Origin of the sequence: Sediminitomix flava (assembly GCF_003149185.1) — a bacterium.
Lineage (GTDB): Bacteria > Bacteroidota > Bacteroidia > Cytophagales > Flammeovirgaceae > Sediminitomix > Sediminitomix flava.
In genome coordinates this window covers 225,632-237,636 of record NZ_QGDO01000008.1, presented here as the reverse complement: position 1 = coordinate 237,636, position 12,005 = coordinate 225,632, and the positions used below count along the sequence as shown (strand labels likewise).

Genomic DNA, 12,005 nt, shown 5'->3' with positions numbered 1-12,005 from the left:
TGAAATGGCTTGGTATATATGAGAAAGTTATTATTCAAAAGATTGGATAAAATTATTTTGTCACTTTTTATATTACTGTGTAGTTGTAATAGTATTAATAAAAATGGTAATGACCTGATAAATTTTTACACTCAGTATTATAGGTCTAGGGATACAACAACAGCATACTGGGAAAAGGTATCAATTTACACTTATAAAGTTACTTATTGTGATGGAGATAAATTTGATATAAACTCAATAAATTTAATAGATACAGTCTATACTAGTGGAGACGTATTAGAAGAAATTCCGTTGAACACTAATGTCAATAAAGGTGAGAGCTATGAATTCTCTACACATAGAGGTTCTTATAGGGGGACTGTAATCTGTCTAGAAAAACTTAACAAATACAGGACATATGATTATTTGAGTGATAGCACATATATTTATAAAATTGATTATAGTGAAGGGGTAAATACATTTATGCCAGATAAGGTTATTTATTATGATTTAAAACATAAAATAATTCTTAAAGAAGTATGGCTTAATGAGAATCATAGAGACTCAACCATTAAAATGGAATTGTTTGTTCAACTACCCCCGACTTTCGATGAATAACAAAATGCTAATCATTTGCTCAATAATTTTTTTGCGGATGCTCGAAGAGTAGTCAAACTCAATAATGGAAGATAAGTACTAGGACATAAGAAAATAGGTTTATTTTCCATTCATATAAATTCATGCACAGTGGAGGTTATATTCCTTATTCAAATGTAAGTCTTCATTTCTTTGCTTGATCAAAGAAACGAAGACTGCGTCCGCCCAGAAAATCAAGCCACATAAAAAACGGTCAGCCCACAGACAACCCCTCTACCGCTTTTGTGACAAACTCCCCGCTAATACGTTTAAGTGGGATTCTTGTCCCATCATGCGAAGCTTGGGTTGATTTGTGGGGTGGATATTGAATGGGAGTTAATTTTTGTGCGAGTGCAACATTCGTGTTTCATCAAGGGAAATTGGCGGACTCAGTCAAGAATGCTATAAAAATAAATGATAGATTATACCCGCAGTGAAAGATCAAATTGAATGAAAAATTGAAATTACTCGATAACTGTCAAGAATCAAGAAAGTAAAGTAAGCAAAAGACAGAACCACCTTATACTCAAGTAGTATAGGGTGGTTTCTTTTTTAGTAAAGTAGTTATTTAGGTATTAACTTTTGTGTAAGTTTTGGCACAGGATGTGCCACATGCAAGCATCCGCAAAGCATTTACGGACGAATAGTAGAGAAAATACATGAAGGGATGGAATGAATTATTATAGTTTGATGATAAGGAGAGCAAGAGCTGTAAGAGGATTATTACTACATACAGGTGTTAATTCGAATCAGTTATCATTAGATGTTGACCAAATTGGTATTTTAATATGTTCAAAAAAATATAAGAAAGTTGTTATTTTTGAGATCTTAAATATACCTAACTAAACTACTAAAAATGAAAATAATAATATCTTTTATTTTTCTTTATTACAGTTTTTTCTCAATTCTTTATGGACAAAGTTTAAAGGATTCAATCTATTGGAATGAAGAATTAAAGTTAAAAATATCTGACTTCAAGGGTAAACCTGATTCAATTTCTTATTATAAAGGCAGTTGTTCATCAGTAATTATAATTGAAAAATACAATGATGGAAGCTTATACCCAAATTTTGAAGTTGAAGCTATTTTTTTACCAAATGAATCCTTTTTAGTCTTAACTGGTGATCAAGATATTGATAACTCTTTACTAGAACATGAAAGACTTCATTTTGATATTACTTATTTGTATGTACTTAAAATTAAAAAGTCTATCAAAGATTTAAGAACGAAGAGAATTTCTGAATTAGATAGATACTTAGAACAAATATATACACTATTTGAAGCTCGTGATATAAAACAAAAACAATATGATAAAGAAACATTACATGGAGCTATTTCAAGTGAACAGAATATTTGGAATAAAATGATTTACAGTGAATTAGATTCGTTGTTGTATTCTGAGATTCCCCTCCAATGTCCGAGTAATGACTAAAAACTAATCATTCCTCCAGGTGTTTATGGTGAAAAGGAGTATGATGTTGTAACAGGTTACTCTAAAGTTCTAGTTAAAAGCTCAGCATCTTCTGCTGTCTTAATTAAGATACAAACTGATGTACAACTTACAATACACAAAAGATAATGGAGCATATCTATAAATCAATTTTTAAGGCTTTGGCAGCATTTATTACTGTTGCTTTGATTTTTTATTTATTGTCAAATAATTTTGAATTCAATTTGAGTTTAGATAGTGTGGCAAAAGAATATATTAATAATAATAGTGAACTTAGAAAAAGATTCCCTAGAAAGGAGCGTATTGATAATTTAAACGAAATGGGCTCTATTCAAGATACGACCATTTTAAAATTAAAAAGGAATTATAGGATAAGGACTAGCCTATCATCCTTTGTTGATATAGAATTACATATGTTTAGAGATAGTGGAAATGTTTGGTCTGTCAAAAGTCATAACATTATTGGATTTTCCCCCGATCATCCTCGAATGATTAAAGACTAATCTTTCGTACTTGGCTTAGCCGAGTATACTCGAATCAGGCACTTATAGTGCCAAAATGAAAAGATAATCATAGCTTGAGGAATTGAGGATGAAACAATATAAGCCACTTTGGGATTTTGATATGATCGGGTGGATTTTGTTGTTTTAGATTACCTCGTACTGAAAGAAAGAAACACTAAAATGTGGTGTTATAAAGGAAGAAAGTAAAGACCTATTCGAAGAGTTATTGAAGTGAGTAGTGCAGCATCTAAGGATTTATCTATGAAAGCAAGAGTCTTAAGACTCGACATTTTAGCAGATTTATCGAGCCAGAAGAACTGTTCCCGCCTTATTTCTTCATGTATGAGTACTTAGAGTAACTCAAAGAACAGTATTTTTTTATCTAAAAATCAATTGTCCTAGTACTTCATAAAAAAGACAATATAAAAACACCGCTTGTATAGTTTAATTTCGATCATATGTGATTTAAACAGATGCGTTTTCTATTTCATATGATCATCACAATATTTTCATAACACGAATAATTGCAACAAGTGTTAACTGAATTTTTCTATATTGCTTATTCATATTTTTTATCAATTCAGTTACAACAAACTTTCATTAATGAAACGATTATTTCTAGTATGGTGCCTCGCATTGATTTCAATGTATGTAAAGGCACAGCAAGTAGACTCAACGTATATGGCTACGCATTATGATAAGTCAGAACATTTTATCCCAATGCGTGATGGAATCAAATTGTATACGCTAGTCTATACCCCAAAAGATCAATCAACTGAGTATCCTTTTATTATGCATCGTACTTGTTACAATGCCTCTAATCAAGATAACTTCAAATTGAGAAGTCAACCATCTCCTTATTTGGTGAAGGATAAGTATATTTTTGTTTTCCAAGATGTAAGAGGAAGGTATCAATCTGAAGGCGTATTTACGAATATGACTCCGAACATTAAGGGAAACAATCCTAAGAATAAAAAGGAGATAGATCAAAGCTCTGATACTTGGGATACGATTGAGTGGTTGATTAATAATATTCCGAATAATAACGGGAAAGTTGGGCAGCAAGGGATTTCTTACCCAGGGCATTATACGGCTGCTGCTCTTCCAGATGCTCACCCTGCGTTAGTGGCTTCTTCACCTCAAGCACCTATTGCAGATTTCTTCTTTGATGATTTTCACCATAATGGAGCATACCTGCAAAGTTATACAGGTGCATTGGCTGTTTTTGGTTATCATAAAGATAGTCTGACAAAGAAGCCTTGGTATGTAGACCATATTCGTAAGCTTTATAATGATGCAGGTGCAGACGGATACGACTTTCACTTAGCTCAAGGGCCTCTGAAAAATTTGACAGAAAAGTATTTACAAGGTAATTTCTTCTGGAACAATATCGTTGAACATCCTAACTACGATGAATTCTGGCAAAAGAGAAATATTCTTCCCCACCTTAGAGGAATTGATCATGCTGTACTAACAGTTGGCGGATGGTTTGATGCAGAAGATTTGTATGGGCCTTTGAATATTTATAAAACCATTGAAAAACATAACCCTAAGGCAAAAAATACCATTGTGATGGGGCCTTGGGATCATGGCCGTTGGGCAAAAGAAGATGGACAGTCGGTACATAATCATATTTACTTTGGTGATAGTATTTCAACATTTTTTCAAAAAGAAATCGAAGCTAATTTCTTCGAACATTATCTAAAAGGTAAATCAATAGAAGAATTACCTGAGGCATATGTCTATGATACAGGTAAGAAACAGTGGGATACATATGATCAATGGCCAGCAGCAAGTACAAAGAACTATAAATTTTATTTTGGAGGTAATGAGACCTTAAGTATCAACGAACCAACAGATAAAGCTGCTGAATTCTCTTACATCAGTGATCCAATGAAACCTGTGCCTTATACTTCACAAACTGAAGGAGTGACTTTTACACCACGTCGTTTCATGACAGATGATCAACGATATGCATCTCGCAGACCAGATGTATTGACTTTTAAAACAGAAGTTTTGGAAGAAGATTTATTGTTGTCAGGTGAGATTTTGGCTAAGTTAAAAGTTGCTATGACTGGAACTGATGCTGATTTTGTGGTAAAAGTAATTGATGTATATCCGCAAGATCATCCAAATTATGATCATAACCCAGAAAACATCATCATGGGAGGATATCAGCAATTAGTAAGATCAGAGGTACTAAGAGGTCGTTTCCGAGATAGCTTTGAGAAACCGAAGCCTTTCGAGCCAAATAAAGTAACTGATGTAAATGTTGTTTTGCAGGATATTCATCATACTTTCAAAAAAGGTCATAAAGTAATGATTCAGATCCACAGCACTTGGTTCCCTTATATTGATCGTAACCCTCAAAAATATGTAGATAATATCTATAAAGCAGAGGCAGAAGATTTTATAAAATCTGAGATTACAGTATACGGTGAAAGTGTTATTGAGATTGGAGGTTTAGAGCTATTCTAAAGTTAGCGTTTTAGATAAAACCAAAACTCAGTATTATTCCCAAGCCTCTTTTTTAAAGCTATTTTAAAAAAGAGGCTTCTGTAATTATGTACGGAAGATATGAAAGAAGCCCTTTCCCATTGAAGTGGATATGGGCTTTCGTATATGAAAAATATGGCTACGTAATTTTAAAAGATGCTGTTTAGACATAGTTCTTCTATCTCCCTAAATCTTTAATTACAGCTGGTATAGTTGTGAAATCATCTATCTCTTTAATTTATTAAGATCAATTTTATTAGTATGATTTTATTCTATTTATTACATTTAGATAGATCGTTTTGTGTAATTAGTAAAACTAAAACTAGATGATAGCTAAACTAAAATTATTAACATACTCACTTCTGATTTTTATTACGGTAGTTTCCTGTCAAAATGAAAATAATGAAGCTAAAAACAGTAAAAATCAGACGCAACAAAGTATTAACCCTAATGGAGATAGTGAATTAGCTCTACTGATGAGGGCGATGTTTGATGAAGCTGAACTTGTTAAAAAGCAAATTACAAATGGTGAACCTATAAAGATCAGTTTGAAGCATGATGAAATACTAACAGCTGAGGCAACTCAAGCTGAAAAAGTGGCTTCAATGGATTACAAAGCATATGCAAATGTTCATTTGCAAAACATTAAAAAGTTGAAATCTTCAGAACCAGATCAATTAATCGGGGTTTATGATAATTTGATTAAGAACTGTATATCATGTCATCAAGCTTTGTGTCCTGGGCCAATTGTCAAGATTAAAAAATTACAACAAAACGAAGTAAATAAAGAGTAGAATAGTTGAAGTTTGTGGTATTGATCTATTATCAACTTCTCGAACGTTTATATATCGTATTTTATAATGTGAAAAGCTCCATACTAACTAAAGTATGGAGCTTTTTTATTGATACATTTATGCGTCTACATTCTTTCAACTGTTGAGTTGAAAGAATTTTTTTTTTAAAGTTTGAATTTTTTGCTGTAGTGCTTTGAAGTCTTCACTTCCTAAAGCAATTTTAAGTTCCAAAGCTTTTTTGTAGTTCTCAAAAGCCATTTGATTCAAGCCATGTAATGCCAAGTAATCACCTTTTAGCTCAAGGTTTTGAGGGGTAGCCTTAGCCTTAATTGATTGCTCCACCCAAACATACGCATCAGACATATTCTTTTGGTTGTTTAGACAGATTTGTGCAGCTTCAAAAGGTGTATTCCAATCTGAACTTTTTGCTGAAGCTACTTTTATTTTTAAGCTTTCAAATTTGTTTTCTTTTTCATTGAAAAGATCATTTGAAGCAAAAGCAGTGACACTTAGAGTTACAAGAGCGATAAGGGTAGTAATCTTTTTCATAATTTGTAATAGTTAATTTCTTTATAAGTTATTTGAACACTGAATCTTAATTAAGTTGTACTGTTGTAGTACGCTTAAGGAAAATGCCAAAGCTATGCCATCAATTTGTAATTGATTGATAATTAAGGTTTAGTGGTTGTTATGGATATGAGGTAATTGAAAAATACTATTCGAAAAAGAGACAGTCTTGTACGATTTCGCACGCTGAAATGAAGCAGATTGGTATTTAACTGCTTATAGATGTCTAAAATGATAAGGAAAGAAATAGAGTTAATTAGATACTAAAAGTTGAGTCAGTTTTTTGAAGAGTATTTATGAGGTTGAATCATAGATATACAATGGGGTAAATTAGGTAGTTTATAATTTAGCTAGTTTTGAAAAGCTTGAAGAATTTAATTTCCATTAACCAACTCATTTTCGATGGCATAGCGTACAAGTGCTGTCGCTGATTTTACATTGAGCTTGTGCATTATATTTCTCCTATGTGTTCTCACAGTATGCTCACTTATAAAAAGTTTTTCTGCAATCATTCGACTATTTAAACCTTCAGTTAAGCATTCTATGATTTCAATTTCTCTTTCAGAGAGGCCATTCAAGCTCTCAGTACTTTTGTTTTTGTTTCTGAAGTAGTCAAATACTTGTTCACTGATTTGTGGGTGAAAGTAACTTTGTTTTTGACTTGTCTTCTCAATTGCCTCGACCAATTCGGGTTTAGAAGCATCTTTCATGATGTAGCCATTAGCCCCTTTCTCGAGTGCTTTTCTGATATGATTTATCGATTGATGCATTGTGAGCATCAGAACAGGAGTATCTATTCCTTTCTCATTTAAAAGTTTTAGCACCTCAACTCCATTGATTATCGGCATATCGATATCTAAAAGAATGATATCAATTGGATGTTCTACTAATAAAGAAGGCACCTGATATCCATTTACGGTATGCTGTGTTATTTCTATTCCATCTTGAACTTTAAACATGGATTTAAGACCTTCAGCAAATAACTGATGGTCTTCTACTAATAAAACTCGAATCATAATTTAGAGTATTACTTGTGAAATATGAATTGGTAAATCAACTGATATTGTTGTCCCTCTTTTAGGATGACTATCTATCTTCAATTCACCAGAACGCTCTTCTATCATTTTGGTTAAACTATCTAAGCCAATACCTGATGACTTTTTTGCTATCTTTTCTGGTGAAAAACCCTTTCCGTTATCTTCAATTAGAATATTGATGAGTTCATCATCTTCAAAGCAAGTAAGCATGACACTCAATTTTGTAGCCTGAGCATGTTTTAAGGCGTTACTGATAAGCTCTTGGACGACTCTATAAATTAAAATTTCATCTTCTAATTCGAGTTGAGAGTCTCCAACAGAGCAGGATAGTTCTACAGAAATGTCTTTTGCAACTTGTAAATGCTGTATGAGCTCTTTTATAGCAGGTACTAAACCAAAGTTCTCTGAAATTCCCATATTTAGTTCATGAGAAATACTTCTAATGTCATTGCAAGCTTTGTTCACCAACTTTTCTAAAGTAGGCTTATTTGGCGCTTGATTTTCTTCTATTGCATTTACATTTACCTTAATCGTAGCCATTAGACTCCCGAAATGATTATGTAAATCTTGAGCGATACGCTTTCGCTCTTGCTCACTTCCATTTAGCATTGCTTGTAAAGCTTTGGTCTCTTGTTTATTCAAAAGATTTTCAATGTCTCTTTCATGTGCTTTTCGCTGACTCAATGCTAAAAGCTTAGTATTTTTAAGGTTTTGTCTGAAGTATAAAATAAGAACTACAGCAAACAATAACAGAACAAGGCTTATCAGAATATATCCTCTATCTAATTTCTGTTCTTTCTCTAAAATAGAGATTTCTTTTTCTCTAAGGTTGATTTCAAAATTGGTACGTAAATCAGCTAGATTCTGAACAGACTCTAAATTATTGACGCTATCTCTAAAAGCAATATGTGCTTTATAATGAGACAAAGCTTTTTGATCATCTTTTTTCAACTCATACAGCTCATACAGTTTTTGGTTAGCATCACTGATTTGTTGCTTCATTCCATGTCTTTCTGCAATATCTAAGCTTCTTTTGGCTGTCTGAATTGCATTCGCATGATCTTCTTTATCCTTATAAATATCAGAGATTGTCAGCAGATAGAAACAAATAGGGTAGAAGTCTTCTGAGGTTTCTAGCATTTGAATGGCCTCATTTATACAGTCTTGTGCTAGTGTGTATTTTCCTGTATTTGCATAGACCATCCCCATGTTTCCTAAGTTGTAAACAGAACCAATTGGGTAATTTACTTTTCTAAAAAGCTCACCCGACTCCTCGAAAAATAGCAATGCCGAATCATATTTTTGAATTGTAAGATATTCATCTCCAGTATTAAGTATAATGCCAGCTAAAGTTAAAGAATCACTAGATTCTCTCAATATGCCAATAGCTTTTTTATAATACTGAATTGCAACATCATGATTCCCAGATATTTTATATACATCTGCGATACTACTGTAAGAAGTCCCAATTCCAGGTTTAAATTGAGCTTTTTGAGCCGCATGAAGAGCATTTATGAAAGCATCTGTAGCAGAATCTAGCTCACCAAAATCTCTTAATTTATAACCTTTGATATGATGACCTCTAAATAAGTAAAGATTGTTTTCTTTCTTTTTTGCCAGTTCTATCAGTTCATCGGCATACTTTATGGAAAGCGATAAGTCATTAACCTCATTAAAAGCTAGTTTTCTTAAATGTTCGAAACGAATAGAGTCATCATTATAACCTTGTTCATAGATGATCTTAAGGCTATCAGCAATTCTCTGATTTTGTCCGTAAACAGTTCCTATTATCAGACAAAAAAAGCCCATCAATAGATGAAAGGCTTTTATTGAAGTTTTCATAAACTTAGAATTAAGTATCAATTTTTATTGAAGGATCATGTTTATATGTCTTTCCATCGATTTCAACAGTCAGTTCATACTTTTCTACTGTGTTAGCAGGTAAGCCAGTTTGAACTACGCCTTCGAGGCAGTCATGTGACTGAGGTTCATGTGGAGTAGATGTAAAAATATTTTCTCCTCCATCTTTAGTAAAAGATATACTATTAATGGTTTTAGGAGGATTTGTAGGAGGCATTTTCCAATATACAGTATCTCCACCTTGTACACTTGTAGAGAAGTTCTGATCTGTTTCCCAAGGACCATTTTCACTATTTGAAAATACTAATCCTGTATCGTCAGAGTTAATACGGAAAAAGATTGTGACAATGTTACTCATAAATGTTAGCTTTTGGTTTTTGGATAATTAAATATACTATTTAAAATTAAAATATTAGAATAATCATTCTTGAGCTTGAATGATTGATAATTTAGGGTATATTTTTTCATTTTGACTACAATCTGATTTCTTAAAAAAGAGTGTATGTCTAATGATTACTAGCGACAACTATTAAATCTCTTCACTGACTTTGAATACTTTCTTGATTTTTCCAGCTTCATAAACTTTCACCATAAAAAATGATGTGGATGAATGTCTAGAAACATTGAGTAAAGAAGTGCTTGATTTTACTCTTTCAGCTTGTATAAGCCGACTGTTATTGTCATAAACTTGATAAGTGAAAAAGGGGTGTTTACTTGCTACGTTCAGCCTTAAAAAAATAATTTCTTCATCTAAGTTTGAGCTGACCGAGAGATGAACATCAGATACATTACTACCTGTTACCACTTCAATTTTATATGAAGGTAGTTGCAGTCTTATTTCTGATTGCCTTTGAGTTTTTTTTTCGATGGTATTAAGATGATGCTTTTTCTTCTGCTTTGTAAAATAAAGTGTGCCTTTACCGAAAGCGATTGGCAGTATTAAAAGCAGCGTATTTAGGCAAATCATTATTAACCAAAGTCTATGCATCCTATCTGAAAAAATTTAAGATCTATCTTCATTAAATAAGCTCCTTTCTCTTATTTAGAAAGTTTAATACAAATCTAGCAATTGACTTTTGTAGAAACATCGTCAGTATGTGGTAAATACCAATACCTCATTTGTGGTATGAGCTACTGACAGCCCGTTTAAAACACTATTTAAGGTATATTATATATATGGGGTAACTCTGATTCTGAGAAATTTAGATGCACAAATGTGGTATATCTCAGTATACGCTGTATGAGGTATGGATACTGAAGGTGAAAACTCCACATTTGTAAAGTAATCAAACACAAAGACTCATTTGAGTAGCTACCAATGTGATATAGATTATGATTAGTAACCCAAAAAATTGATAAATAAGTTAAACTTAAAACCTATTATAATGTCAGTATTATATTCAGTTGCCGAGGTGGAGGTACAAAATCAGACTACAACTACAGGTACTCCATTTGTTTATGCAGAAAACACTTTAAATAATTGGGAGTGGGGAAAAGTCTGTACAGGAACTATTCAAGTGCCTAATTTTCCAATTCTAAAATTTGACGCACCTTTTCCAAACACAAGCTTATTACAGATTTCGACATTCAAAGGACAGTACCAATTGTATTGGAATGATGGAAATGAAGATGAAGCAGTTATTATGCTACAATGTCTTACGACAGAAACTCCATATCCAAAAAATCAGAAGGCCTTAGATACGATCAGTATTAAAACGCCATCTAAATTTAAACTTGTCATTGACCTAGCTTCTGAAGATTTATTTGGCGGAATCAGTCTAGTTGATATGTCAAGCAATTAATAGTTTTCAAAAGATGGATTGTCCGTAGTCCATGCCTTTAGCGGTCATTAGTCATTTATATAGATGGATAGGCGTAATCCGAAAAGCCTAATGAATAGAGTAGGAGACAATATTTAATTATTAAAATTATGGAAAAAGTTGTTGAAAAATCGTTTTTAAAACCAGAAGCATTAAAAGAAGGTTTTGTGTCTAGCTTGAATGGCACGAAGTGGTTAGTATCAGGTAATTTTGTTCCTTTCAACATCACTTTTGAAGCTAACGGTGTATGCTCTGTTGAATCTGTAAACGGATATTTTTCTGCAACAGGAACATGGTCAGGTAATGAGTCAAGTGTGATTTTTGTATTCACGTATGAAAGCACAGGCGAAAGCTACCACTGTCATGCTACTCCAGATCAAGGTAAGGGAACAATCCATTTATTGTTCAAAGGACAAAGCTATTTGATTCCTTTATCAATGAAAGAGGATTAATTTGAATGTAAATTATCAGGTTTCAGAATCATTCACAACTAAGTATATCTATAGCTTCAACTTTAGTAGACTTTAAAAACCTTTATATTTTCCTATTATAAATTTAATTGTCATTCTTCATCGGTCACCATACTAAAGAATGAGTGAAAAATTAGCTCGCATTGTTGAAGACTATTAATTGATTAGCCTTAGAACTTGATTACTTTTTACAAAAACCCTTTTTTCTTAAAGTCTAATTAGCTTTTAGAAGAAGGGGTTACTTTTTGCTTTTAAAATGGTGATTCTTTAACTAAAAAGTAGAGCAACTAAATCTCAAAAGCTTATAATTATACTATTGTTTTTAATTCTGATAACGTGGAGCATTTCAATTGATAATCATATCTTTATTTATCATAAATTTTATACAATCTA

At 32.4% G+C, this 12,005-nt stretch carries 12 protein-coding genes; 7 read left to right on the top strand and 5 right to left on the bottom strand.

What is annotated here, in order from left to right:
• Window positions 1-18 precede the first annotated feature (18 nt).
• The 5 genes from BC781_RS22560 (at window position 19) to BC781_RS22540 (ending at window position 5,858) form a co-directional block, all read left to right on the top strand.
• The gene (locus BC781_RS22560) at window positions 19-597 is read left to right on the top strand and encodes a hypothetical protein (RefSeq protein ID WP_109622245.1); all 579 of its coding nucleotides are present in this window, start codon (window positions 19-21) and stop codon (window positions 595-597) included.
• Between the two features lie 874 nt (window positions 598-1,471).
• Window positions 1,472-2,047, top strand: a complete 576-nt coding sequence (locus tag BC781_RS22555) for a DUF922 domain-containing protein (protein ID WP_109622243.1) — start codon at window positions 1,472-1,474, stop codon at window positions 2,045-2,047.
• Window positions 2,048-2,193: 146 nt separating this feature from the next.
• Window positions 2,194-2,568, top strand: coding sequence for a hypothetical protein (locus BC781_RS22550; protein WP_109622241.1), 375 nt, complete (start codon window positions 2,194-2,196; stop codon window positions 2,566-2,568).
• A 603-nt stretch (window positions 2,569-3,171) separates the two neighbouring features.
• On the top strand, window positions 3,172-5,046 hold the full coding sequence (locus tag BC781_RS22545; protein ID WP_109622240.1) for a CocE/NonD family hydrolase: 1,875 nt from the start codon (window positions 3,172-3,174) through the stop codon (window positions 5,044-5,046).
• A 344-nt stretch (window positions 5,047-5,390) separates the two neighbouring features.
• On the top strand, window positions 5,391-5,858 hold the full coding sequence (locus BC781_RS22540; protein ID WP_109622237.1) for a hypothetical protein: 468 nt from the start codon (window positions 5,391-5,393) through the stop codon (window positions 5,856-5,858).
• Window positions 5,859-5,993: 135 nt separating this feature from the next.
• Here the strand turns inward: BC781_RS22540 and BC781_RS22535 are convergent, their stop codons facing one another.
• The 5 genes from BC781_RS22535 to BC781_RS22515 form a co-directional block, all read right to left on the bottom strand.
• The gene (locus tag BC781_RS22535; protein WP_109622235.1) at window positions 5,994-6,407 is read right to left on the bottom strand and encodes a hypothetical protein; all 414 of its coding nucleotides are present in this window, start codon (window positions 6,405-6,407) and stop codon (window positions 5,994-5,996) included.
• Window positions 6,408-6,799: 392 nt separating this feature from the next.
• Window positions 6,800-7,441, bottom strand: coding sequence for a response regulator (locus BC781_RS22530; protein ID WP_109622233.1), 642 nt, complete (start codon window positions 7,439-7,441; stop codon window positions 6,800-6,802).
• Window positions 7,442-7,444: 3 nt separating this feature from the next.
• Window positions 7,445-9,304 (bottom strand): tetratricopeptide repeat-containing sensor histidine kinase, encoded by a 1,860-nt coding sequence (locus tag BC781_RS22525; RefSeq protein ID WP_109622231.1) that lies wholly within the window; start codon window positions 9,302-9,304, stop codon window positions 7,445-7,447.
• A gap of 10 nt (window positions 9,305-9,314) precedes the next feature.
• Window positions 9,315-9,680, bottom strand: a complete 366-nt coding sequence (locus tag BC781_RS22520; protein ID WP_109622229.1) for a hypothetical protein — start codon at window positions 9,678-9,680, stop codon at window positions 9,315-9,317.
• A gap of 171 nt (window positions 9,681-9,851) precedes the next feature.
• Window positions 9,852-10,289, bottom strand: a complete 438-nt coding sequence (locus BC781_RS22515) for a hypothetical protein (protein WP_146201759.1) — start codon at window positions 10,287-10,289, stop codon at window positions 9,852-9,854.
• A 418-nt stretch (window positions 10,290-10,707) separates the two neighbouring features.
• Between BC781_RS22515 and BC781_RS22510 the strand changes: the two genes are divergently transcribed.
• Both BC781_RS22510 and BC781_RS22505 read left to right on the top strand, forming a co-directional pair.
• A complete protein-coding gene (locus tag BC781_RS22510; RefSeq protein WP_109622225.1) occupies window positions 10,708-11,124 on the top strand; it encodes a hypothetical protein in 417 nt (138 codons plus the stop codon).
• A gap of 128 nt (window positions 11,125-11,252) precedes the next feature.
• Window positions 11,253-11,594 carry a hypothetical protein gene (locus BC781_RS22505; RefSeq protein WP_109622223.1) on the top strand — a complete coding sequence of 114 codons (342 nt, stop codon included), beginning with the start codon at window positions 11,253-11,255 and terminating at the stop codon, window positions 11,592-11,594.
• Window positions 11,595-12,005 lie beyond the last annotated feature (411 nt).